23 protein-coding genes are annotated in these 23,308 nt (G+C 64.4%); 8 read left to right on the top strand and 15 right to left on the bottom strand.

Annotated features, from left to right (window positions below; genetic code table 11):
- Positions 1 to 6: 6 nt before the first annotated feature.
- Both EA795_RS00300 and EA795_RS00295 read right to left on the bottom strand, forming a co-directional pair.
- Entirely contained in the window at positions 7 to 771 is a 765-nt protein-coding gene (locus tag EA795_RS00300) for an SDR family oxidoreductase (RefSeq protein ID WP_058073753.1), read from the bottom strand.
- A gap of 50 nt (positions 772 to 821) precedes the next feature.
- Complete coding sequence (locus EA795_RS00295; protein WP_014854615.1) at positions 822 to 1,058, bottom strand: hypothetical protein; 237 nt, start codon at positions 1,056 to 1,058, stop codon at positions 822 to 824.
- Between the two features lie 373 nt (positions 1,059 to 1,431).
- Here EA795_RS00295 and EA795_RS00290 point away from each other — a divergent pair, with 373 nt between their 5' ends.
- The 3 genes from EA795_RS00290 to EA795_RS00280 all read left to right on the top strand — a co-directional run bounded on the left by EA795_RS00290 (position 1,432) and on the right by EA795_RS00280 (position 4,936).
- The gene (locus EA795_RS00290; RefSeq protein WP_058077782.1) at positions 1,432 to 2,385 is read left to right on the top strand and encodes a TAXI family TRAP transporter solute-binding subunit; all 954 of its coding nucleotides are present in this window, start codon (positions 1,432 to 1,434) and stop codon (positions 2,383 to 2,385) included.
- 140 nt (positions 2,386 to 2,525) lie between these two features.
- Positions 2,526 to 4,550, top strand: a complete 2,025-nt coding sequence (locus EA795_RS00285; protein ID WP_014854617.1) for a TRAP transporter permease — start codon at positions 2,526 to 2,528, stop codon at positions 4,548 to 4,550.
- A complete protein-coding gene (locus EA795_RS00280; RefSeq protein ID WP_014854618.1) occupies positions 4,547 to 4,936 on the top strand; it encodes a DUF1850 domain-containing protein in 390 nt (129 codons plus the stop codon). The genes EA795_RS00285 and EA795_RS00280 overlap by 4 nt, the downstream gene beginning before the upstream one ends.
- A gap of 182 nt (positions 4,937 to 5,118) precedes the next feature.
- On the opposite strand, the gene EA795_RS00275 is transcribed toward EA795_RS00280, so the two are convergent.
- The 5 genes from EA795_RS00275 to EA795_RS00255 all read right to left on the bottom strand — a co-directional run bounded on the left by EA795_RS00275 (position 5,119) and on the right by EA795_RS00255 (position 10,956).
- Positions 5,119 to 6,300: a PepSY-associated TM helix domain-containing protein gene (locus tag EA795_RS00275; protein WP_014854619.1), complete on the bottom strand. Its 1,182-nt coding sequence runs from the start codon at positions 6,298 to 6,300 to the stop codon at positions 5,119 to 5,121.
- Between the two features lie 69 nt (positions 6,301 to 6,369).
- On the bottom strand, positions 6,370 to 8,859 hold the full coding sequence (locus EA795_RS00270; RefSeq protein WP_122074929.1) for a TonB-dependent siderophore receptor: 2,490 nt from the start codon (positions 8,857 to 8,859) through the stop codon (positions 6,370 to 6,372).
- A 110-nt stretch (positions 8,860 to 8,969) separates the two neighbouring features.
- A complete protein-coding gene (locus tag EA795_RS00265; RefSeq protein WP_014854621.1) occupies positions 8,970 to 9,926 on the bottom strand; it encodes a FecR domain-containing protein in 957 nt (318 codons plus the stop codon).
- Complete coding sequence (locus tag EA795_RS00260; RefSeq protein ID WP_014854622.1) at positions 9,923 to 10,438, bottom strand: sigma-70 family RNA polymerase sigma factor; 516 nt, start codon at positions 10,436 to 10,438, stop codon at positions 9,923 to 9,925. Before EA795_RS00260 ends, EA795_RS00265 begins: the two co-directional genes overlap by 4 nt.
- A gap of 161 nt (positions 10,439 to 10,599) precedes the next feature.
- On the bottom strand, positions 10,600 to 10,956 hold the full coding sequence (locus EA795_RS00255) for a hypothetical protein (RefSeq protein ID WP_014854623.1): 357 nt from the start codon (positions 10,954 to 10,956) through the stop codon (positions 10,600 to 10,602).
- Between the two features lie 79 nt (positions 10,957 to 11,035).
- Here EA795_RS00255 and EA795_RS00250 point away from each other — a divergent pair, with 79 nt between their 5' ends.
- Positions 11,036 to 12,034, top strand: coding sequence for a CobW family GTP-binding protein (locus EA795_RS00250; protein WP_014854624.1), 999 nt, complete (start codon positions 11,036 to 11,038; stop codon positions 12,032 to 12,034).
- 86 nt (positions 12,035 to 12,120) lie between these two features.
- On the opposite strand, the gene EA795_RS00245 is transcribed toward EA795_RS00250, so the two are convergent.
- The 7 genes from EA795_RS00245 to oscA form a co-directional block, all read right to left on the bottom strand.
- Positions 12,121 to 12,495 (bottom strand): DUF3301 domain-containing protein, encoded by a 375-nt coding sequence (locus EA795_RS00245; RefSeq protein ID WP_014854625.1) that lies wholly within the window; start codon positions 12,493 to 12,495, stop codon positions 12,121 to 12,123.
- A gap of 323 nt (positions 12,496 to 12,818) precedes the next feature.
- Complete coding sequence (locus tag EA795_RS00240) at positions 12,819 to 13,226, bottom strand: SMI1/KNR4 family protein (RefSeq protein WP_014854626.1); 408 nt, start codon at positions 13,224 to 13,226, stop codon at positions 12,819 to 12,821.
- Positions 13,227 to 13,308: 82 nt separating this feature from the next.
- Positions 13,309 to 14,283 carry a sulfate/molybdate ABC transporter ATP-binding protein gene (locus EA795_RS00235; RefSeq protein WP_014854627.1) on the bottom strand — a complete coding sequence of 325 codons (975 nt, stop codon included), beginning with the start codon at positions 14,281 to 14,283 and terminating at the stop codon, positions 13,309 to 13,311.
- Positions 14,280 to 15,155 (bottom strand): sulfate ABC transporter permease subunit CysW, encoded by an 876-nt coding sequence (gene cysW / locus EA795_RS00230; RefSeq protein ID WP_014854628.1) that lies wholly within the window; start codon positions 15,153 to 15,155, stop codon positions 14,280 to 14,282. The genes EA795_RS00235 and cysW overlap by 4 nt, the downstream gene beginning before the upstream one ends.
- A gap of 10 nt (positions 15,156 to 15,165) precedes the next feature.
- Positions 15,166 to 15,984 carry a sulfate ABC transporter permease subunit CysT gene (cysT, locus tag EA795_RS00225; RefSeq protein WP_014854629.1) on the bottom strand — a complete coding sequence of 273 codons (819 nt, stop codon included), beginning with the start codon at positions 15,982 to 15,984 and terminating at the stop codon, positions 15,166 to 15,168.
- 288 nt (positions 15,985 to 16,272) lie between these two features.
- Positions 16,273 to 17,271, bottom strand: coding sequence for a sulfate ABC transporter substrate-binding protein (locus tag EA795_RS00220; RefSeq protein ID WP_014854630.1), 999 nt, complete (start codon positions 17,269 to 17,271; stop codon positions 16,273 to 16,275).
- A 174-nt stretch (positions 17,272 to 17,445) separates the two neighbouring features.
- Complete coding sequence (gene oscA, locus EA795_RS00215; RefSeq protein WP_014854631.1) at positions 17,446 to 17,628, bottom strand: sulfur starvation response protein OscA; 183 nt, start codon at positions 17,626 to 17,628, stop codon at positions 17,446 to 17,448.
- Positions 17,629 to 17,887: 259 nt separating this feature from the next.
- Here oscA and EA795_RS00210 point away from each other — a divergent pair, with 259 nt between their 5' ends.
- Together EA795_RS00210 and EA795_RS00205 are read left to right on the top strand one after the other, a co-directional pair.
- Entirely contained in the window at positions 17,888 to 18,469 is a 582-nt protein-coding gene (locus tag EA795_RS00210) for an alpha/beta hydrolase (protein ID WP_014854632.1), read from the top strand.
- A 227-nt stretch (positions 18,470 to 18,696) separates the two neighbouring features.
- On the top strand, positions 18,697 to 20,010 hold the full coding sequence (locus tag EA795_RS00205; RefSeq protein ID WP_122074927.1) for an OprD family porin: 1,314 nt from the start codon (positions 18,697 to 18,699) through the stop codon (positions 20,008 to 20,010).
- 78 nt (positions 20,011 to 20,088) lie between these two features.
- Here the strand turns inward: EA795_RS00205 and EA795_RS00200 are convergent, their stop codons facing one another.
- Positions 20,089 to 20,988 (bottom strand): LysR family transcriptional regulator, encoded by a 900-nt coding sequence (locus EA795_RS00200; RefSeq protein WP_014854634.1) that lies wholly within the window; start codon positions 20,986 to 20,988, stop codon positions 20,089 to 20,091.
- Positions 20,989 to 21,159: 171 nt separating this feature from the next.
- On the opposite strand from EA795_RS00200, the gene trpB reads away from it, so the two are divergent.
- Positions 21,160 to 22,371 (top strand): tryptophan synthase subunit beta, encoded by a 1,212-nt coding sequence (gene trpB / locus EA795_RS00195; protein ID WP_122074925.1) that lies wholly within the window; start codon positions 21,160 to 21,162, stop codon positions 22,369 to 22,371.
- Positions 22,368 to 23,177, top strand: a complete 810-nt coding sequence (gene trpA / locus EA795_RS00190) for a tryptophan synthase subunit alpha (RefSeq protein WP_122074923.1) — start codon at positions 22,368 to 22,370, stop codon at positions 23,175 to 23,177. The genes trpB and trpA overlap by 4 nt, the downstream gene beginning before the upstream one ends.
- Positions 23,178 to 23,308: the final 131 nt, after the last annotated feature.

Raw genomic sequence — 23,308 nt, 5'->3', positions numbered from 1 at the left:
GAGTGGTTACTTGTCGCGGTCGATATTGAACGCCGACCAGGCCTGGCGGGTCGGCATCACTTCCAGACGGTTGATGTTGATGTGATCGGGCAGCGTCGCCACGTAGAAGATCTGCTCGGCGATGTCTTCGGCGCTCAAGGGCGTGGTGCCCCGGTACAGCGCATCGGAAGCCGCCTGGTTGCCCTTGGTGCGCACCAGGGTGAACTCGGTCTCGGCCAGGCCCGGCGCGATATCGGTGACGCGCACGCCGGTGCCCTGCAGGTCGCAGCGCAGGTTGTAGGTGAACTGCTGGACGAAGGCCTTGCTGGCGCCGTAGACATGCCCGCCCGGATAGGGCCACTGGCCGGCCACCGAGCCGATGTTGACGATGCTGGCGCCCTTGCCGGTCTCGATCAGCGTCGGCAGCAGCGCGTGGGTGACGTTGACCAGGCCGGTGATGTTGGTGTCGATCATGGTGTGCCAGTCCTGCAGATCGACCTTCTGCGCGGGCTCCGGCGCCAGCGCCAGGCCGGCGTTGTTGACCAGGCAGCGGATGGTGCGGAAGCCTTCGGGCAACCCGGCGACCAGGGTCTTCACGGCTTCGGCATCGCGCACGTCGAGCGTCGCCACATGCACCGGTACCTGGCTCGCCAGTTCTTCCTCGAGGGCCTGCAGGCGTTCGCTGCGGCGGCCGGTCAGAACCAGTGCCCAGCCGGCTTCGGCGAAACGGCGAGCGGTGGCGCGGCCGAAGCCCGAGGTGGCTCCGGTAATGAAAGCGATCTTGCGGTTCATGCTGTCCTCTCTGGTTGCTCTGCAGTTTCGGAAAATGGCCCGGTCGGAAATCAGCGCCCCGGCTGGGAGCGAAAGCCCGGTACACCCGTGGGCCGCTCCACACGTGCCGCCGGCAGCGTGCAGTTGAGGTCACGGAAGGCACGCCCGTCGAGGCGCTCCCAGCCCTGGCCAGGCGAACTCTGTCGGCAGATGACGGTGCCGTCGAGCTTGCTCTGCCACAGGTAGTACGGCGCCGGTGCGGCATCGGCCAGCAACGGCAGCAGGAAGGCGAGAACGACCAGGCGCATGGGCAGGCTTCACGTATCGGAATGGCGTCACTGTAACGAGCCCTTCGCATTGCGCAACCCTTGCCTTGGGTGAGCAGCAGGCCGAGCGAAGAGCCATCGGCAATATCTTGCTCAGAGCTGGCGCGCAATAGGCGGTTTTTTGCCGATGCTCGCATGCCAAACGCCGGAACACCGCTCAAGCAGGCGTCGATAGCCTTTGGCACGGTTAATGCTGATGGAACCCTTGCTTCGATGTAACGACAACGACAAGAAGAACAGCGGCTACCGATACCCTGCCTTACCGGCGCCTTTCTTTCTCGTCGTATGCCTGCCTTTCAGCAGGGCGATCGTTTATCGTCACAGCTCCACCTATAACAATGAAACGGAGACATCCATGAGACTGACCAAACGCTTTGGCCTGCTCGCTGCCGCCGCAGCCTTCACAGCCAGCACTGCAGCCGTCGCGGCGCCGACCTTCATCAACATCCTCACTGGCGGTACCAGCGGCGTTTACTACCCGATCGGCGTAGCCCTGTCGCAGCAGTACAACAAGATCGATGGTGCCAAGACCTCCGTTCAGGCCACCAAGGCATCGGTAGAAAACCTCAACCTGCTGCAAGCGGGTCGTGGCGAGCTGGCCTTCTCCCTGGGCGACTCGGTGGATGATGCCTGGAACGGCGTCGAAGATGCCGGCTTCAAGGCACCCCTCAAGCGTCTGCGCGCCATCGCGGCGACCTACCCGAACTACATTCACATCGTTGCCAGCAAGGAATCCGGGATCAAGACCCTGGAAGACCTCAAGGGCAAGCGCATCTCCGTCGGCGCGCCGAAATCCGGTACCGAGCTCAACGCCCGCGCGATCTTCAAGGCCGCCGGCCTGACCTACGAGGACATGGGTCGCGTGGAGTTCATGCCTTATGCCGAGTCGGTCGAACTGATCAAGAACCGCCAGCTGGATGCCACCCTGCAGTCCTCGGGCCTCGGCATGGCGGCGATTCGCGACCTGGCAGCCATGGTCCCGATCACCTTCGTCGCGGTACCCGAGGACGTGGTGACCAAGATCGGCAGCGCCGCCTACCAGTCGAAGGTGATTCCGGCCGGCACCTATGACGGTCAGGACGCGGACATCCCCACTGCCGCCATCACCAACATCCTGGTCAGCCACGAGAAGGTCTCCGACGACGTCGCCTACCAGATGACCAAGCTGATCTTCGAGAACCTCGATCGCCTGTCCAGCGCCCACTCCGCGGCCAAGGACATCAAGCTGGAAACCGCGACCGAAGGTCTGCCGATCCCGCTGCATCCGGGCGCCGAGCGCTACTACAAGGAAGCCGGCGTCCTCAAGTGACCGCCGGGCCGGGCGGGCCTGATACCCGCCCGGCTTGCCTTAAGACTGCATAGCCTGATGGCCCGCATCCCGGGCCATCGCGAAGAACGCCCATGCTCTGCACTGGCGCGACGCTTCAACCTTTCCGAGAGAGCCATCCCATGAGCGAGACCCAAGGGCTGCACAGCAGTCCCAGCGAATGGCCGAAGACGTTGTTCTACGTCGCCCTGCTGTTTTCCACGTACCAGATCATCACTGCCGCCTTCCATCCGGTATCCAGCCAGGTGCTACGCGCGGGCCACGTCGGCTTCCTGCTGCTGATGGTGTTTCTCTGCTACCCGGCGAAGGGCAATGGCCGACCCTGGCAACCGCTGGCGTGGCTGCTCGGCCTGGCCGGCATGGCGACGGCGTTCTACCAGTGGTATTTCGAAGGCGACCTGGTCCAGCGCTCGGGCGATCTGACCGGCGCCGACATGATCGTCGGTATTGTCCTCGCTGTGCTGGTGTTCGAAGCCGGGCGCCGGGTGATGGGTATCGCGCTGCCGACCATCTGCGCGATCTTCCTTGTGTACGGCCTGTTCGGTGAATACCTGCCGGGCGACTTCGCCCATCGCGGCTACGGCTTCGACCAGATCATCAACCAGCTGTCGTTCGGCACCGAAGGCTTCTACGGCACGCCGACCTATGTCTCGGCGACCTATATTTTCCTCTTCATCCTGTTCGGCTCTTTCCTAGAGCAGGCCGGGATGATCAAGCTGTTCACCGATTTCGCCATGGGCATGTTCGGCCACAAGACCGGCGGCCCGGCCAAGGTATCTGTGGTGTCATCGGCGCTGATGGGCACCATCACCGGCTCCGGCGTCGCCAACGTGGTCACCACCGGGCAGTTCACCATCCCGCTGATGAAGCGCTTCGGCTACCGTCCGGCCTTCGCCGGCGCGGTGGAAGCCACCGCGAGCATGGGCGGGCAGATCATGCCGCCGGTGATGGGCGCGGTGGCCTTCATCATGGCCGAAACCATCAACGTACCCTACGTCGAGGTGGCCAAGGCGGCGCTGATCCCGGCGATGCTGTATTTCTTCGCGGTGTTCTGGATCGTGCACCTGGAAGCACGCAGCAAGAACCTCAAGGGCCTGCCGAAGGACCAGTGCCCGAGCGCCTGGAGTGCGGTGAAGGCGCGCTGGTATCTGCTGATCCCGCTGTTCGTGCTGGTCTACCTGCTGTTCTCCGGCCGCACGCCGATGTTCTCCGGTACTGTGGGCCTGGCGTTGACCGCCATCGTCATCCTCGGCTCGGCGATCATCCTCAAGGCCAGCAGCTTCTGGTTGCGCGGCGCCTTCTGGGTCGCGCTGGGCGTGCTCTGCGCCGGCTTCTTCCAGCTCGGGATCGGGGTGATCTTCGGCGTCATCGGCGCACTGGTGGTGGCCTGCTGGTTCATCAAGGGCGGCCGTGACACCCTGCGCGCCTGCCTGTTCGCCCTGGTGGAAGGCGCACGCCATGCGATCCCGGTGGGTATCGCCTGCGTGCTGGTGGGGGTGATCATCGGCATCGTCTCGCTGACCGGCATCGCCAGTACCTTTGCCGGCTACATCCTGGCCATCGGCGAGAACAACCTGTTCCTCTCGCTGGTGCTGACCATGATCACCTGCCTGGTGCTGGGCATGGGCATCCCGACCATCCCCAACTACATCATCACCAGCGCCATCGCCGCACCGGCACTGGAGCAGCTGGGTGTGCCGCTGATCGTCTCGCACATGTTCGTCTTCTACTTCGGACTGATGGCCGACCTGACGCCGCCAGTGGCGCTGGCCTGCTTCGCCGCGGCGCCGATCGCACGGGAGAACGGCTTCAAGATCAGCCTCTGGGCGATCCGCATCGCCGCCGCTGGCTTCGTCGTGCCGTTCATGGCGGTCTACGACCCGGCGCTGATGATGCAGGGCGATAGCTGGCTGGCCACGGCGTACATGGTGGTCAAGACGGTCTTTGCGGTGTGCCTGTGGGGCATGGCGGTGACCGGCCACCTGAACCTGCGCATGCCGATCTGGGAACGCCTGTGGGCCTTCGCCGCTGGCGTCGCGCTGATCCTGGCGCTGCCGATCAGCGATGAAATCGGCTTCGTACTGGGCATCGCCCTGGTCGCACAGCACATCTGGCGCGCCCGTCGTGCCGAGCCGGCGGTGGCGTGATCGGGCTCTGCCTGGGGTTGGCGGGCGTGGTGTGGGCTCAGGTGCCCACACCTACCTTCACCCTGGCCTGGAACCATACGATCGAGAAGATCCGCTGGGAAGAAGACTACCGCGTGACGCCGGACGGCCTGCTGCTCGGCGAAGCGCGGATCAAGGGCAGCGGCGCCGGAATGGATGCCCCGGACGACGCCGAACTGCGCGACGGCAGCTGGCACTACCGGCGCCAGCTGCCACCGATGCAGCCACTGCGCGTAGGGCGCACCCCCGAAGCCGGGGATTACCAGCTGTGCTTCGAAGGTACTTGCCACGCGCTGAGCGAATGGCTCGGCCCGCCGACGGCGGAGCGGCCCGCACTGGAGCTGTGGAGCTGCGCCCAGGCGGACTGAACGCACGCCACGACCACCGCACGGTGGATCGGTGAAGCGTGATCCACCCTACGCAGACGATTCTCTTCCCTGATGGTCCGATGGTTCCCACGCTCCTGCGTGGGAATCCCCAACCCGACGCCTTTGATCGAGACGCAAACCGCCCACGCGGGAGCGTGGGCACGATCACATGCACAACTCAATCACACCGCCAGCTCCACCTCCCGCCTGAGCGCTGCCGCCCTCCTCGCGCGCAGCTTGCGCCACCAGATCACCACGCCGGTCACCGACAGCACCGCAATCGCCACGCCCAGCACCGCGATCAGGATGCGCCCCGGCATGCCGAGGATGCGTCCGCCATGGATCGCCGGCTGCAGCATGTGGAATTGCTGGCCCAGGGTGCCCTGCCCCGGTATTTCCTGGCCCAGCAACTGGCTCCCATCGGTGCCGTGGAAGAACAGCCAGGCATTGCCCTGGTTGCTGTCGTGGTCGCCGAAGCCGGCGCCGTAGAAGTTGTATTCGAAGCTGTAGTACAGCTCGCCGATGGGCTCGCTCAGACCGAGATCGGCCGCATGCTGCATGGCGTAGTCGTAGGCCTGGTGGAAATCGTAGGCGGTGGTGCCCAACTGCTCGGCCGGCAGCCGGCCACGGGCTTCGTAGACGCTCGGCTCCACCTTGGATACCAGCGACACCACCGGCTTGAACACCTGTTCAGGCAGGTTCATGGCCACGCTGCTCACGGCCACCGGTAGCAGCAGCAGCCAAAGCCACAGGCCGCCCGCGCGGTGCACGTCATGATTCATGCGCTGGCGCTTGATCTTCCACGACGTCCACCACTTGCCGAAGAACGGCCGCCCCCGCGGGAACGTCAGCAGCAGCGAGACGAAGCAGTCGATCACCCAGGCGATCGCCACGATGCCCATCAGCCACAGCCCCCAGTTGCCCGGCAGCGACAGGTTGTAGTGGAACTCGAGCATGAAGGGCACGAAGTTCTTGCGCGAGAAACAGCATTCGCCCCAATAGCGTGTGCCGACCGGCTCGCCGGTCACCGCGTCGAGGTAATGCACCACGGGCCTGATATCGAAAGGCTTGCCGGTCGCGGGGTCCTTGCGTGGCACCAGCGCCATCAACGCGGCATGGCCCGGCTCGTCGGGGAACTCCATGTACCAGACCTGCATGCGCGGATTGGCCGCCTCGATCCGCTCGACCAGATCGCCCGGCGCCAGCACCGGCCCCTCGCTGGTGGTGTGGTAGAACTCGGGATTCAGCCACTCGTCCAGCTCGTGATGGAAGGCCAGGATGCTGCCGGTGATGCCCGCCAGGAACAGGAACAACGCTGTGGCCAGGCCGATGTAGCGGTGCAGGAGAACGAGGATAGAACGCATCGTCGGTTTTCCGTTGATTCAGAAAGCACGAAGCCGCCGACCCGTGAAGGCCGGCGGCACGGTGACGACTCAGAAGTCGTAGGTCAGGGTCGCCATGACATTGCGCGCCTCGCCGTAGTAGCACTGGCTCAGGCTGTTACAGGCGGCCACGTACTTCTCGTCGGTGAGGTTGTTGAGGTTCAGACGCACGCCGACACCCTGCAGGCCCACGCGCGACAGGTCGTAGCCGAGCATGGCGTCGTACAGCGTGTAGGACGGAATGCGCAGGGTATTCTCCGCATCGACCCAGCTCTTGCCGAAATAGCGCGCACCGCCACCAATCTGCAGGCCGGCGAGCGGTCCCTGGGCGAAGGTGTAGTCGGCCCACAGCGAAGCCATGTTGCGGGCCACTGCGTTGGGTGTATTGCCGCGATTGTTGATTCCCGGACGACCAACATAGTCCTTGCTGTATTCGACATCCATGTAGGTGTAACTGGCCAGCACATTCAAATTTTCCATAGGGCTGACACGAGCTTCGAATTCAACACCTTTGGAAGTGATTTCACCCACCGAACGGAAGAAGTATTCGCTGGAATCCTTGCTTGATAGATTCGACTGTTTCAGATCGAAGAAGGAGATTGTGTAAAGATCATCGGTTCCCAGCGGCTGATACTTGATACCGGCCTCGATCTGCTCGCCTTCAGTCGGGTCTAGAAGAGAGATATCCCAGCCATTGGCGGTGAGGTTATAAGCACTACTTGTGTTCGGGTTGAACGACTCGGAATAACTCACATACGGCGAAACACCATTTTCAAACGCGTACAGCACACCGATACGCCCGGTGAATTGCTCTAGCTTGGCCTCGTCTTTGTGAGATCCGTATGTCGCATCATCGACGTGATCAAAGGATACATCCACCCAGTCCTGACGAGCACCGAGAGAGAAACGCCAGTTTCCGAGGCCAATCAGATCCTGAACGTAGAGCCCGGTCTGCTCCAACTTCCGAGATTCGTCGTACTGGTGATAGAAGCTGTAGCTGGCCGTCGGACGCGCACCTGTGTATGGGTTAACACTGCTTACATAACCCCCGTCATAGCTAACTTTCGTCTTACGTCTCTGATAGTCGAGACCGGTAACGAGAGTGTGACTGAGAGCACCGGTATCGAAGAGAAACTGCAGCTGGTTGTCGATGCTCCAGGCATGCAACGCTTCGTCCGCTCCGGTGTATTCGCGATATAAGTCGCCAGGCAATCCGTTGGTGGTATAGCCATACTGATAGACCTGCTCCGACTCGACACGTGAATCGAGATACTGGAAGTTCTGCCGAGCGGACACCACATCGTTGAAACGGTGCTCAAACTGATAACCGATCATCTGCTGATCGCGTTCGAATTGCTCGTGTTCCTCTTCACCTTCAAAGAAGCTACGAGAGATTCGCTGACCATTGAAGGAACTCACCGAACCTACTGCCGGCAGCCCACCGTGGTAACCGCTCTCCGGGTCGTGCTGCAGCATGGCCAGCAAAGTCAGGCGGGTATCTTCGGTGAAATCGATGCTCAGCGACGGCATGACCGCATAGCGCTTTTCCTCGATGCCATCGACCTGGTTGTCGGCATCCTTGGCCACACCGACGAGGCGGTAGGCGATCCGCTCGTCCTCCAGCGGCCCGGTGAGGTCGAATGCGACCTGCTTGTAATCGTTGCTGCCATAGGAAAGCTGCAACTGGCGGCGGGTCTCGTACTGCGGCTTCTTGGTGGTCATCGCCACCAGCCCGCCCGGCAGACTGCGACCGTAGAGCACCGAGGACGGACCCTTGAGAATGTCGATGCGTTCGACGAAGTACGGATCGACCTGCAGGCTGCTGTAGGTGCCGCTGTCGCCCAGCAGCTTCTGGCCATCGAGATAGAGATTGTCCACCGAGCCGTCGTTGATGCCGCGCATGGCGACATAGTCGTAACGGGTCGTCGCACCATAGGGCGAGCTCATCAGTCCCGGGGTGTAGCGCACCGCCTGGGCGATCGAGCGCGAACCCTGATCCTCGATCTGCTGGCGGGTCACCACCGACACGGTCTGCGAGGTTTCCACCAACGGCATGCTGGTCTTGGTCGCCACGCTGCTGTGGGTGGCGTTGTAGCCTTCCACCTCGCCCAGCGCGTTACCCAGGGCGAAGCCTTCGACCACCATCGGCTTGAGCTCGACCGTGCTGGCCTGTTCGGCACGCGGCGCCAGCGAATAGGTGCCCTGCGCGTTGCGTACCGCCTGCAGGCCGCTGCCCTGCAGCAGCGCATCGAAACCTTCGTCCACACCGTACTGCCCGCTCAGGCCGCCCGACTGGCGACCCTCGAGCAGGCTGCCATCCACCGAGAGCATGACGCCCGCCTCACCGGCGAAGCGGCTGAGGGCGCTGGACAGCGGGCCTGCGGGAATTTCATAACTGCGAACCGATTGCTCGCTGACGGCGGACTGCGCCATCGCGGCAGGCGCAGCGACGAGGGTCGCCAGTGGCAGGCAGAACAGCGCGGCGCGAATGGCCTGCGCCAGGGGACGCGAACGGTGATACGGACGATCTTGGAAGGGCATGAGTGATCCTTTTTGCGGAGGGCAAATTCACGGTCAGTGACCCTATGCCCGCCCAGCTCGCAAAAAGGGAACCCGAACAGGAATCTTTTTTATTCGCGTTAAGGGCGAACTCAGGCGTCGCCTGTTCGCCCCGAGGGTTCGAGGCTGATCCACCAGGGCAGGCGCCGGTTGATGCGCAGCGGCAAGGTGCTTGCCAGCGCATCCAGCACCCGTTCGGTATCCGCCAGCGGAAAGGCGCCCACCACCCGCAAGTCGGCGATGCGCGGATCGCAGCCGATGTAGCCGCGACGATAGCGGCCCAGTTCGGCCACGAAGTCTTCGAGGCGCTGGTTGTCGGCCAGCAGCACGCCGTCGGCCCACGCCTGGCTGGCAGCCTGAACGGCTTGCGCCGGTTGAACGAAGTCGCTGCCGAAGCTGGTCTGCTGCCCCGAGGCGATCGTCTGCGACGCGCCGAGGCTGGTCGGCTGAATCTCCACCGCACCGGCAAAGACGTTGAGCTGGGTCAGCCCATGGTATTGGCGCACCGCGAAACGCGCGTGCTGACGGGCCTGCAGGCGGCCTTCGGCCGTGAGCAGCCGCAAGGGACGAGACTCATCGGGGATATCGAGCAGCAGCTCGCCGCGGTACAGCGACAGCTGGCGAACATGCCGATCGAAAGCCACGTCCACCGCGCTGTCGGTGTTCAGCCACAGCTGCGAGCCGTCCGCCAGGCGCAGATCGCGGACCTCGCCGACAGCGGTGCGCTGATCGGCCGCCCACTCCCGCCATGAGGTCAGGCCCGTCGCCAGCACCAGCGCACCGCCACTCATCAGCGAGAGCATCTTCAGCGCCTGCCGCCGATTGGGTTGGCGCTGCTGCAACAGGCGGCTGGCCGAGCGTGCGATCCGGTCATCCGCCAGCGGCTGGAACTGCCCGCTGATCCGCTCGACCCGCTGCCAGGCGGCCGCGTGCTCCGGCTCCCGCAACCAGCTGCGCCAGGCCAGGCGGTCCGCCTCGCTGGCAGAACCCGACTGCAACACGGCAAACCATTGCGCCGCGTCCTGCAGCACCCGGTAATCGGCGTTCATGGCTCTTCAACCAGCAACAGGCAATGCAGCATCGCCTGCGCCATGTATTTCTTGATCATGCGTTCGGAAACGCCCAGCTCCGCCGCAATCGCCGCATAGGTCATCCCGTGCAGCTGGGACATGAGAAATGCCGCGCTCACCTTTGCGGGCAGCCGGGCCAGCATCGCGTCGATGCGCAGCAAGGTCTCGACGATCAGCGCCTGGGATTCCGGCGAAGGCGCGAGCGCTTCCGGCTGCAGTGCCAGGGCATCGAGATAGGCCTGTTCCACCTGGCGGCGGCGCCAGTGGTTGATCAGCAGCCCCTTGGCGATGGTATGCAGGTAGGCCCTGGGCTCGCGGATCGCGGTCATGTCCTGATCCTTGCCCAGCAGCCGCACGAAGGTGTCCTGCGCCAGGTCGGCAGCGCTCTGGCTGCAGCCCAGTTGACGCCGCAACCAGCCGTTCAGCCAGCCCTGGTGATCGACATACAGCCGATGCAGCAACTGCTGCCGGAGCATACCCTCGGTGGCCATGGAGCCTCCCCTGTAGATTGGCGTTAATGCTAACGCTTCTCAACAACTGAAATCCATACGTCACCGGTCGGCTTTTCGATGAAGAACTACAGAACCATGGCGCCAGTGAAGGCCAGAACGCGCCGTTCCACGTGAAACGCCCATGATGGCTGGCCTGTGGCTTATTCGGCGGACCAGGTGCCCTGGCTGGTCTGCTCGCAGGCAGGCTGGAGATAACGCGCATCGCTCGCTACACCGTAATAGTGGATGTCCTGGCGATAGGGCATGTTCGACACCTGCGCATTGCGGCAAACGCCAAAGGCGCCGCTGGGGCAAGCCTCGACGAAGGTCACTTCAACTTGCTGGTCCTTGAGCTGCGGCTGGCAGAAACCGCTGCGGAACAGTTCGGCGGGGATGTTGCGATTCTGCTGGCAGATCCGTACCTCGATGCGCTCGTCCTGGCTATGGATGACACAGCCTTCGGCAAGCACCTCGCCGGCCAAACCCAACAGCCCCAACAACCCCATCAGTGCGCGCATCTCGTTCCTCCCGGCAAACGGCGACGACTCTACGCCGAATCGGCTTTCCCTGAACAGCCGAAATGCGCACCATGGCACGATGCTGAACGATATCCCCACCCATCTCATCGCCGGCCCGCTCGGCGCGGGCAAGACCAGCCTGATCCGAGCGCTGCTGGCGCAGAAGCCCGCCGGCGAACGCTGGGCCGTGCTGATCAACGAATTCGGCCAGATCGGCCTGGATGCCGCCCTGCTGCACCGCGACGAGGCCGGCGTCAGCTTCGCCGAAGTGGCGGGCGGCTGCCTGTGCTGCGTCAACGGCGTGCCTTTCCAGATCGGCCTGAGCCAGTTGCTGCGCAAGGCCCGGCCGGACCGGCTGCTGATCGAACCCTCGGGGCTGGGCCATCCGCTGGAGCTATTGCAGCAGTTGCGCCAGCCACCTTGGCAACAGGTGCTGGCGCTGCAGGCGCCGGTCATGCTGCTGGATGCCCCCGCCCTGGCCGGTGGCGCTGCGCTCACGCCCAGCCAGCAGGCACTGGCAGCCGAAGCCGGCCTGCTGGTGCTGAACAAGAGCGAGGGGCTGGACGAAGCGGCGCGGGCAGGCGTGCTGGAAAGACTGCCGCCGCGCCCGCTGTACTGGACCGAGCATGGCCAGCTCGACCTGGCCCGCCTGCCCGGTATCGACGCCCGCGCCCGCGCGGCAACCACCACACAGCTGCCGCCATCCGGCGCCGCGCCGCTGGCCAGCATCTGGCTCGACCCTCTGCAGCCCATCGTGCTCAGCCATGCCGCCGCCGAAGGCTGGAGCATCGGCTGGCGCTGGCACCCCGCACGGCGTTTCGATATCGACCAGGTAACCGACTGGCTCGCCCAACTGCCCTGGCGCCGCGCCAAGCTGGTGCTGCACGGTGCGCAAGGCTGGGTATCGGCCAATGGGCTGGACGGCGCGCCACTGGCATTGCGCACCAGCGAATGGCGGCGTGATTCACGCCTGGAACTGATCTTCGCCGAAGCGCAGGAGGAACAAGCGTTGATCAGCGGGCTGGAGGGTTGCCTGATCGGCACGGAGCGCGAGGACCGGCCGTCCGATGGGCGTTGACTGGCCGTAGGGCCGAACTTGTTCGGCCTTCGCCAACCTGAGGCCGAATGAATTCGGCCCTACGGGCTATGCCGATCTTGCTTCGCTCAGCTCGGTGGACGTCGCCAGTCATCGAGCTGGACCACCCGGGAGGGCTCTGCCTCCGGCTCGAAGGCATGCGCCTCCAGCTCGATGCGCCCGACATGCGCGCCGAACATGACGATGGTGCCGGGCTGTCGACGCTCGCCCGTGACCGTGAACTCGAAACCGTAGACCCGTCCGATCCGGCGCCGGCCACGATTGTCGCGCTGCAGGCCGATGCGCCGGAACGCCACGTTGCCGTCCAGCAGTTCGACGTCCAGCTTCTTGCAATGGCGTTGTGCGGCCAGCAGCGCCCGCTCGCGGATGCCATGGGAATGCCAGAGCCAGGCAACGGCCGCGACGAACAACAGGAACAGGGTGAAATTGCCCAGGGTCAGCATGGAAAAGGCTCATCGAAACAGGCGACCAGCTTATCAGGCCGGCGCACGGGTGGCCGACCGGCATTGCCTTACCAGGCCGTTGAAAAACGTTGGCGAGGCAGGCAATACAAGGCGCAACGACCACCGGGAGTAACAGCCGCAGGCTGGCCCGAAGGGTGAGCGTAGCGAATCAAGCGGCCGAAGAAGCGGAGTTTACGGTTGTAGATGAGCATGACTCACTTCGTTCGCCCGTCGGGCCGCGCTAAAGCGCGTTAGCCGCAAGCGGCTTGCTGACGCCGTTTTTAACGCCGTATTGCCAACACAGGTAGTTTTTCAACAGCCTGTTAGCTCTCCAGCCAGACGTCCCGCGCCCAGTGCCAGACCGACTCCCAGCTTTCATCGGTCAGCTCGTGACTGTCGCCGTCGAACAGCATGACCTCGCCTTCCAGATCGACCACATAGAAGTCGTTGCCGTCCTGGCAGATCGGCAGCAGGTCGCGCTCCACACCGGCATCCCAGGCCAGGGCCGCGATTTCCGGCAGGTAGGTGTGAGATTGCCGGTCGACCGCCGTGACCGGCTCCAGCCGGCCATAGACCACGTCGCTGACCAGCAGCAGGAACTCGCGCAGGCCGTACGGCAGGTTGATCAGCAGCTCTTCCTCGACCTCTACCAGACGATCGTCGTCCGGCAGTTCCAGCGGCACCGGCACCGGCTCGTTGAGTTCGCGCAGTTGTTCGATCACCTCTTCCATACCGCCGCCCCCGCTCACGCCAAGAAAACGCGTTTATACAAGCCCCGACGCGAGCGGACCAGCCCCGCACGCCACTTTCGGCTCAGGGCCGTGGCGCCGGCTGGAAGTACAGCGTCTCGCCTCGCGCGGCGCCCAGCAGGCTGGCGTGGTCATTGGCGACCTCCACCTCGATCGGCTCGGCCTGGCTCGCCACTTTCAGCGTCACGCGGGTGATCGCGCCGAGCGGGCGGATGTCACGAACCTCGCCGGGCAGGTGCTCGGCGCTGGCGACCCGGCTCAGGAACACCTCGTGCGGGCGGAACAGCACGGAGCGCTCATCGTCCAGTTGCAGGCGGTTGGCATCGCCGAGGAAGTGATAGACGAACTCGCTGGCCGGGTTGCGGTAGACCTCCGCCGGCGTGCCGATCTGCTCGATCACGCCCCTGTTCATCACCACGATGCGGTCGGCCACTTCCATCGCCTCTTCCTGGTCATGGGTGACGAACACGCTGGTCAGATGCACGTCCTCGTGCAGGCGCGCCAGCCAGCGGCGCAGCTCCTTGCGCACCTTGGCGTCCAGCGCGCCGAAGGGCTCGTCGAGCAGCAGCACGCGGGGTTCGACCGCCAGCGCGCGAGCCAGGGCGATACGTTGGCGCTGGCCGCCGGAAAGCTGCTCGGGGTAGCGGTCGGCGAGCCAGTCGAGCTGCACCAGGCCGAGCAGCTCATGGACCTTCCCGGCGATCACCGCTTCGCTCGGGCGCTGCTTGCGCGGCTTCATGCGCAGGCCGAAGGCGACGTTGTCGAACACCGTCATGTGGCGGAACAGCGCGTAATGCTGGAAGACGAAACCGACGTTGCGGTCGCGCACGTCATGGCTGGATACGTCCTCGCCGTGGAACACGATGCTGCCGGTGTCCGGGGTCTCCAGCCCGGCGATGATGCGCAGCAGGCTGGTCTTGCCGCAGCCGGAGGGGCCGAGCAGGGCCACCAGCTCGCCGCTCTGGATGTCGAGGTCGATAGTGTTCAGCGCCTGGAACTGGCCGAAGCGCTTGTTGACGTTGCGAACTTCGATACTCATGGCTGTGCTTCCGTATGCAGGCGCGCAATGCGCGACTCGCTCCACTGCTTGAGCAGCAGGATCACCAGCGCCAGGGCCAGCAGCAGGCTGGCCACGCTGAACGCGGCGACGTGGTTGTATTCGTTGTAGAGAATCTCGACGTGCAGCGGCAGGGTGTTGGTCAGCCCGCGGATATGCCCGGAGACCACCGACACCGCGCCGAACTCTCCCATCGCCCGCGCGGTACAGAGCACCACGCCGTAGACCAGGCCCCATTTGATGTTGGGCAGGGTGATGTGCCAGAACATCTGCCAGCCGCTGGCGCCAAGCAGGCGCGCGGCCTCCTCCTCGGTGGTGCCCTGCTCCTGCATCAGCGGAATCAGTTCGCGCGCAACGAAGGGCACGGTGACGAACAGCGTGGCCAGCACGATGCCCGGCACGGCGAAGACGATCTGGATGTCGCGGTCCATCAGCCATTCGCCGAAGTAGCCCTGGGCGCCGAACAGCAGCACGTAGATCAGGCCGGCAATCACCGGCGACACCGAGAACGGCAGGTCGATCAGCGTCACCAGGATGCTCTTGCCGCGAAACTGGTACTTGCTCACGCACCAGGCGGCGGCCACGCCGAACACCAGGTTGAGCGGCACCGAGATGCCCACGGCGAGCAGCGTCAGCTTCAATGCCGAGATGGCGTCGGGCTCGAAGATCGCCTCGAAGAAGGTGCCGAAACCCTGCTTCAGCGCCTCGCTGACGACGATCACCAGCGGCAGCAGCAGGAACAGCGCAAACACCAGCCAGGCGGAAATGATCAGCAGGCGGCGCCCTAGGGCATTGCCGCGACGCGCGGCGTTGGCGGAGGTGCTGGCTGTCGCGGGTAGCGAAACAGAAGACATGGCGACCTCCTTATGGGTGCGAGATGCGGCGCTGTAGCAGGTTGATCAGCAGCAGCAAAATGAAGGACACCACCAGCATCAGCACGCCGATGGCCGTGGCGCCGGCGTAGTCGTACTGGTCCAGCTTGACCATGATCAGCAGCGGCAGGATCTCGGTCTTCATCGGCATGTTGCCGGCGATGAAGATCACCGAGCCGTATTCGCCGACGCCGCGGGCGAAAGCCAGGGCGAAGCCGGTCAGCCAGGCCGGCAGCAATGCCGGCAGCAACACGTGGCGCGCCACCTGCAGCGGGCGGGCACCGAGGCAGGCGGCCGCTTCCTCGACTTCGCGCGGGATGTCGGCCAGCACCGGCTGCAAGGTGCGCACCACGAACGGCAGCGTCACGAAGGTCAGCGCCAGGGTGATGCCCAGCGGGCTGTAGGCGATCTTGAAACCCAACGCGGTGGCGAACTGGCCGACCGGGCCGTTGGGTGCATAGAGCGCCGTCAGCGCGATGCCGGCCACGGCGGTGGGCAGGGCGAACGGCAGGTCGATCATCGCCTCGATGACCTTGCGCCCGGGAAAGGTGTAGCGCACCAGCACCCAGGCCAGCAGCGTGCCGATCACGCCATTGAGCAGCGCCGCGACGAAGGCGGTGCCGAAACTGAGCTTGAGCGCCGCCAGCACGCGCGGCGCGCTGATAATGGCGACGAACTGCTCCCAGGTGAGTTCGGTGGTCTTGAGAAACAGCGCACCCAGGGGAATCAGCACCAACAGGCTGAGGTACACCAGGGTGTAACCCAGCGTCAGCCCGAAGCCGGGTATGACGGGGGAAGTTCGGCTAGACATGTTTGCGGCTCGATCGGTTTGGAGTTGGAAGCCGGAAAGCCGTAGGGTGGAAAACTCGCAAAGCGATTTTCCACGCACCGCACCCGCGCCTGCCGTGTGCAGGCCGGTGCCTCGAACGCGTGGATGGCTTCGGCCATCCACCCTACGAATTGTTCAAGCAATGTGTCGGCTGAAGCGTCACGAGCGCAGCTCAGACAAGGCGAAGACCGGCGAGGGCCGCGGAGTTTACGAGCTGTAAATGAGCAGCCCGAGCCGGTCTTCAACGCAGTATGAGCAAGCGCAGTAGCTTCATTCGGTTTGGTAGATCTGGTCGAAGATGCCGCCATCGTTGAAGAACTTCGGCTGCGCGGCCTTCCAGCCGCCGAAGTCGTCATCGATGGTGACCAGCTTCAGCGGCGGGAACTGCTCCTTGAACTCGGCGCTGACCGCTTCGTTGCGCGGACGGTAGAAGTTCTTCGCGGCGATGCGCTGGCCTTCTTCGCTGTACAGGTAGTTCAGGTAGGCCTCGGCGACTTCGCGGGTGCCCTTGCGCTCGACGTTCTTGTCCACCACGGCCACCGGCGGTTCGGCGAGGATCGACAGCGACGGCGCGACGATCTCGAAGTTGTCGCCGCCCTCTTCCTTGAGCGCCAGGAAGGCCTCGTTCTCCCAGGCCAGCAGCACGTCGCCGATCTGGTTGTTGACGAAGGTGATGGTCGAGCCACGGGCGCCGGTATCCAGCACGGGCACGTTCTTGTAGAGCTTCTCGACGAAGGCCTGGGCCTGCTGCTCGTCACCGAACTTCTGCCGGGCGTAGGCCCAGGCGGCGAGGAAATTCCAGCGCGCGCCGCCGGAGGTCTTCGGGTTCGGCGTGATCACTTCGACGCCCGGCTTGACCAGGTCGTCCCAGTCCTCGATGCCCTTCGGGTTGCCCTTGCGCACCAGGAAGACGATGGTCGAGGTGTACGGCGTGCTGGCCTGGGGCAGGCGCTCCTGCCAGTTCTCCGGGATCAGCTTGCCGAGCCTGTGCAGCTCGTCGATGTCGCCGGCCAGCGCCAGCGTCACCACGTCGGCGCGCAGGCCGTCGATCACCGCCCGGGCCTGCTTGCCCGAACCGCCATGGGACTGCTGGACCTTGATCGGTTCGTGACCTTCGGCCTGCCAGTGCTTGTTGAAGGCTTCGTTGAATTCGACATAGAGCTCACGGGTCGGGTCGTAGGACACGTTGAGCAGGGTTTCGGCGGCCACGGCGGGACCGGCGATCAGTGCGCTGGCCAGGGCGGCGAGCGTGAAGCGACGAATGGACATGGTGCAGCTCCTGAAAAATCGAGTTCGGTGTTGGCTGTATCTGTTCAGGGTGTTGGGCAATCAGCGCCGCATTCGCGGGTGACAGCTGCAGTACCGGTGCGTGTGCATGTGATGGCTCTTGCTCATGTTCACGCCCTCCGGTGGTCCAGTCGGGCTAGGGTTGCAGGGGGTTGGTCAGGCGTTCTTGCCGGGGCTCGGCTGCAGACGAAACTTCTCCTTGCGCTCGATCTGCACGACCTGGCCGTTGTGTACGGTGATCTCCACCGAGCCGAACTTGAGGCCGCTCAACGCGCTGTGGATTTCGCGCAGGATGCTGGCTTCGTCCTGGCCTTCGAGGTTGCGAATGGTCGCGGTCATTTTTCTTCTCTCCGTGGAAGCCTCCAGACGACCCAGACGGTCGTGGCCAGTGAGGCGTGGAGCGAATAGTAGTCAGAGCCGAGATATTCTTAAAAAGACCATTTAAGAACATTTATAGAACTATTTTGAATAACTTGGCGCTCGGGAAATCCACCATTCACCTTCACTTAAAAGTAATAAGCAAAGAATTCTTTATTCCTTCCTGTAAATGATTACGCTGCCTAGACTCCCTCCCATCCATCTACAGGAGGCGCCAGACATGCGCAGCGAATCCATCCGTTACCTGATAGTGCCGGGCTGGCAGGGCTCGCCCGATGACCATTGGCAAAGCCACTGGCAGCGCACGCTGCCCAACAGCTCTCGGGTGGAGCAGGCCGATTGGCTGACGCCACGGCGCGACGACTGGGTCGCCGAGCTGGAGCGCAGCGTGGCAAGCGACGCTCGGCCGGTGGTTCTGGTCGCGCACAGCCTGGGTTGCATCACCGTCGCGCATTGGGCTGCACAAGCCCCGCAGGAACTGTTGCGTCGGGTGCGCGGCGCGTTGCTGGTCGCCCCGGCCGACGTACAGCGCAGCAATTGCCCCGAGCCCCTGCGCAACTTCGCGCCGATACCTCGCCAGCCCCTGCCCTTCGCCAGCCTGCTGGTCGGCTCCGACAACGACACCGCCGCCAGTGCCGCGCGTGCCGTCGAACTGGGCCGCGACTGGGGCAGCGAGACCGCGATACTCGCCGGCGCCGGGCACATCAACGTGAAATCCGGGCATCACCGCTGGGAGCAGGGTTTCGCCTACCTGTATCGCCTGCAGAACCGTATCGAGCAGAACGCCCGCAAACGCGCCTGAAACGAGGAGGACGCATAGCTGGGATCGACTTCCCAGGAAGCTGCACAAAAGGCTTCCTGATTCTTTAAGGGATACAGGTTCTACGTAGATTTTCATCTCACCGACAGCGGACCACCGCACCGGATCATCTGGGGCTCCAGCCGCTGGTCCGTACATTCGCGTGTCGTTCCGCCCGAGTCCCAGTGCAATGCCACACCAAACGACAGCAATGCATCTGGAGCACACGCATGAAACGATCGACACTCGCCCTGGCCGTCGCCTTCGGCATTCTCGCCCAACAGGCCGGCGCCGCCGGCTTCATCGAGGACAGCAAGGCCAGGCTCGACCTGCGCAACTTCTATTACGACCTGAACAACAAGAACACCGCGAACAACAACAGCGAAGCCAACGAATGGGGACAGGGCTTCATCTTCAACTACCAGTCCGGTTTCACCGAAGGCACCCTGGGTTTCGGCGTTGACGTCATCGCCCTCTACGGCCTCCGCCTCGATGGCGGCGGCGACAGCAGCACGCCCCGCGATCGCGCGCCCGGCCAGTTGTTTCCAACCGAAACCGACGGCATCGCCGTGAACGACTACAGCAAGGCCGGGGCCACCGCCAAGCTGCGCGTCTCCAGGACCGAAGTGAGACTCGGCACCCTGCTGCCGAAGCTGCCCGTGGTGAACTTCAACGACGGTCGCCTGTTGCCGCAGACCTTCGAGGGTGGGCAGATCATCTCCAACGAGATCGACGACCTGACCCTGACCGGCGGCCAGCTGGAACACACCAAGACCCGCTCGTCGACCGACGACGTGGGCCTGCGTATCGGCGGTTCGGCGGCCGACGCCGACAGCAACAAGTTCTACTTTGCCGGTGGCGATTACAGGATCAGCCAGGACCTGACCGCGCAGTACTACTACGGCAACCTGGACGACTACTACAAGCAGCACTTCCTGGGTCTGGTGCATAACCTGGCCCTGCCGGCAGGCAGCCTGAAGTCCGACCTGCGTTACTTCGACAGCGGCTCCGATGGCAAGAACGGCAGCACCGCCGGGCGCGCCCAGGGCTACCGCAGCGCCGGCGAGCCCGGCTTCGATGGCGAAGTCGACAACCGCACCTGGAGTGCGCTGTTCACCTACAGCCTCAGCGGCCACTCGCTGAGCGCCGGCTACCAGCAGGTTTCGGGCGACAGCGCCTTCCCCTTCCTCAACCAGGGCGACGGCTCCACCGCCTACCTGATCACCGACCGCCAGATCGGTAAGTTCCTCAGCGCCGGCGAGCGCACCTGGCTGGCCGAGTACGCTTATGACTTCGCCAACGCCGGCGTTCCTGGCCTGAAAGCGAGCGTGACCTACCTCTCCGGTGACAACATCAAGGGCGGAGCCCAGGGCGACCGCAAGGAGTGGGAACGCGATTTCCGCCTGGACTACACCCTGCAGGACGGCGCGCTGAAAGGCCTGGGCTTTTCCTGGCGCAACGCGAGCCTGCGCAGCAACGTGGCCACCACCACCGATGCGGACGAGAACCGGCTGATCGTCAGCTACAGCCTGCCGCTGCTGTAATCCCACCGAAAGCTCGCTCCGGCGTCGACATGAACGGCGCGCTCGAGCGAGCGCCAGGGCCAGCCTCGCTGCTGGCCTTCAGTGCGCTTTCTGCGCCCCAAGCTCCCCACGCAACCACTCGGCCAGGCGTTCCGCCCGACGATCCGCGCGGCGGGCCGGCACCCACAGCGCCAGATGCGCCGTTGTCTCGACGAACCCCCAGGGCGCCAGCAGGCGACCCGTGGTCAGGTCGTCGGCGACCAGCTGCTGCGGGGCGATGGCGACCCCCAGACCGGCCAACGCCGCTTCCAGCAGGAAATACAGGTGCTCGAAACTCTGCCCCAGGCGCAGGCGCGCCGGGTCCAGATTCTGCTGCCGTGCCCAACTCGGCCAGGCCTGGGGACGCGAGGTGGGATGCAGCAGCGGTTCGCCGAGCAGCGCTGCCGGCGGCGCCCCCTGCCATTCGGCACAGCGCGGATGATGCGGGCTGAGCACCGGGCCGATGCGCTCGGTGGCCAGCTCGAACACCCGCATGTCCGCCGGCCACGGCGGCTCGGCGAACCACAGGGTGGCATCCAGGCCGGCGCGGCGGGGGTCCAGTTCGCCCTCGCTGGCTGACAGTTGCAGGCGCAGGTCGGGCAGGTCGCGGTTGAGCCGGTCCAGTCGCGGAATGAACCAGCGCGCCAGCAGGCTGCCGGGACAACCCAGGACGAAGGGCGCCTCGGCAGTCTGTCGCTGCAGCTCGGCACAGGTGCTGCGCAGGCGCTCGAAGGCTTCGCCCGCGGCATTTCGTAGGTGAATGCCGGCATCGGTGAGTTTTACGCCGCGCCCTTCCTTTTCCAGCAGGACTATGCCGAGGGCCTCTTCAAGGGTCTTCAGCTGCCGGCTGATAGCACCGTGAGTGACATTAAGCTCAACGCCTGCCTGCTTGACACTACCCAGGCGGGCGACTGCTTCGAATGCGCGCAGAGCATTAAGAGGTGGAAGGCCGGCAGTCATGGGTGAGTTTTCCTGACGTATTGCGGCAATCTTATCGCTTTTTTTCCGCACTGCATCCGGTTAGGGTGCATTCCATTGCGTAGGAGCCGGCTTGCCGGCGATCCAGTTCGTACGGGCTTCATGATCGCGAGCAAGCTCGCTCCTACAAAGAGCATTCCAGGAGATCATCCCATGACTTCATACCGCAACGGCCCTGACGCCCGCGGCCTGTTCGGCTCGTTCGGCGGCCAGTACGTCGCCGAAACCCTGATGCCGCTGATCCACGAGCTGGCCGCCGAATACGAGAAGGCCAAGCAGGACCCCGAGTTCGCCAAGGAACTCGCCTACTTCCAGCGCGACTACGTCGGTCGCCCTTCCCCGCTGTATTTCGCCGAACGCCTGACCGAGCACTGCGGCGGCGCGAAGATCTACCTCAAGCGCGAAGAGCTGAACCACACCGGCGCGCACAAGATCAACAACTGCATCGGCCAGATTCTCCTGGCGCGGCGCATGGGCAAGCAGCGCATCATCGCCGAGACCGGCGCCGGCATGCACGGCGTGGCCACCGCCACCGTGGCCGCGCGCTTCGGCATGCAGTGCGTGATCTACATGGGCACCACCGACATCGACCGCCAGCAGGCCAACGTCTTCCGCATGAAGCTGCTGGGCGCAGAGGTGATCCCGGTCACCGCCGGCACCGGCACGCTGAAAGACGCGATGAACGAAGCCCTGCGCGACTGGGTGACCAACGTCGACAGCACCTTCTACCTGATCGGCACCGTCGCCGGCCCGCACCCCTACCCGGCCATGGTCCGCGACTTCCAGGCGGTGATCGGCAAGGAAACCCGCGACCAGCTGCAGGCCCAGGAAGGTCGCCTGCCCGACTCGCTGGTCGCCTGCATCGGCGGCGGTTCCAACGCCATGGGCCTGTTCCACCCCTTCCTCGATGACCAGAGCGTGAAGATCATCGGCGTCGAAGCCGCCGGCTACGGCATCGAGACCGGCAAGCATGCTGCCAGCCTCAATGGCGGCGTACCCGGCGTGCTGCACGGCAATCGCACCTTCCTGCTGCAGGACGACGACGGCCAGATCATCGATGCCCACTCGATTTCCGCCGGCCTGGATTACCCCGGCATCGGCCCCGAGCACGCCTGGCTGCACGACATCGGCCGCGTCGAGTACACCTCGATCACCGATCAGGAGGCGCTGGACGCCTTTCACCTGTGCTGCCGCAAGGAAGGCATCATCCCGGCGCTGGAGTCCTCCCACGCGCTGGCCGAAGTCTTCAAGCGCGCGCCCACATTGCCCAAGGATCATCTGATGGTGGTCAACCTGTCCGGTCGTGGCGACAAGGACATGCAGACCGTCATGCACCACTTTGCCGAACAGGAAGAACGCATATGAGCCGCCTGCAGACGCGCTTCGCCGAGCTGAAAGAACAGAACCGCGCCGCGCTGGTGACCTTCATCACCGCTGGCGACCCGGACTACGCCTCCTCGCTGGAAATCCTCAAGGGCCTGCCGGATGCCGGCGCCGACGTGATCGAGCTGGGCATGCCCTTCACCGACCCCATGGCCGACGGCCCGGCGATCCAGCTGGCCAATATCCGTGCCCTGAGCAACAAGCAGGACCTGGCGAAGACCCTGCAGATGGTTCGCGAATTCCGCCAGAGCAACCAGACCACCCCGATCGTGCTGATGGGTTACTTCAACCCCATCCACAAGATGGGCATCGAGCGCTTCATCGCCGAGGCGAAGGAAGCCGGCGTCGACGGTCTGATCGTCGTCGACCTGCCGCCGGAGCATAACGAAGACCTCTGCGACCCGGCTCAGGCCGCCGGCATCGACTTCATCCGCCTGACCACCCCGACCACCGACGACGCACGGTTGCCAGTGGTGCTGAACAACAGTTCGGGCTTCGTCTACTACGTCTCGGTGGCCGGCGTGACCGGTGCCGGTTCCGCGACCCTGGAGCACGTCGAGCAGGCCGTCGCGCGCCTCAAGCGCCACACCGGGCTGCCGGTGGCCATCGGCTTCGGCATCCGCACCCCGGAACAGGCGGCGGCCATCGCCCGGCTGGCCGACGGCGTGGTGGTCGGCTCCGCGTTGATCGACCATATCGCCAAGGCCGAGAGTTCCACCGAAGCCGTCGCCGGCGTGCTCGGCCATTGCCGCGAGCTGGCCGAAGGCATCCGCAACGCCCGCGCCTGAACCGGTTTCAGCCCACGGAGGAGCGCCTCTGTGGGCTGAAGCGATCGGGCGTGCCTGCAAGTCCGAAAAAGCCGGCCGCCGATTGCCTGATGGCCGTTCCCTCCAGTAGATTGGCCCGCCTTCGGCCCGGC

The organism is Stutzerimonas nitrititolerans (assembly GCF_003696285.1).
Classification (GTDB): Bacteria; Pseudomonadota; Gammaproteobacteria; order Pseudomonadales; family Pseudomonadaceae; genus Stutzerimonas; species Stutzerimonas nitrititolerans.
Note: the sequence above shows the minus strand (reverse complement) of the source record. Positions and strands in the feature narration are given on the sequence as shown.